At 56.3% G+C, this 620-nt stretch carries 1 pseudogene; it reads right to left on the minus strand.

Features of this window, described 5'->3' with window-relative positions:
• A pseudogene (locus IPZ49_RS22915) lies at window positions 1-620 on the minus strand (DNA polymerase V subunit UmuC); the annotation flags it as partial.

Genomic DNA, 620 nt, shown 5'->3' on the forward strand with positions numbered 1-620 from the left:
CGGCAATACTGGTGCTCGCCGCGAAGCTTTTCAGCACCACGGGCCGCGTAGCTGCAAATAGCCTGCCGCATTTGCTCATAGTCAGTAATGCGTTCGCCAAAAGATCGGCTGCATACAATTTCCTGCTTCACCGGCGCGAACTCTTCCAGATCCAGGCATGCCTCGCCGCGCAGCTCACGGACTGTTCGCTCCAGCACCACATTAAAGTGTTTTCGGATAATCCACGTACTCTGCTCTGAAAGGTCCAGTGCGGTTTTGATGCCCATGGCGTTCAGCTTCTTGCTGATGCGCCGGCCAACGCCCCAGACATCCTCCACAGGAACAAGCGCCAGTAGCCTTCGCTGCCGGTCGACGTTTGAGAGGTCAACCACCCCGCCAGTCTGCCGTTGCCATTTTTTCGCAGCATGGTTAGCCAGCTTCGCCAGCGTCTTGGTCTGCGCTATGCCGACGCCGACTGTAAGATGCGTCCGCTGTAAAATAGTCGCGCGGATCTCTTTCCCGAACTCAGTCAGGTCCCGGCAGTTTCTTACGCCGGTCAGATCGCAGAATGCTTCGTCTATGCTGTAAATTTCCACGCGTGGGCTCATTTCTTCCAGCGTAGTCATTACCCGGCTGGACAT

Source organism: Enterobacter cloacae complex sp. S2 (assembly GCF_015159675.1).
GTDB lineage: Bacteria > Pseudomonadota > Gammaproteobacteria > Enterobacterales > Enterobacteriaceae > Enterobacter > Enterobacter intestinihominis.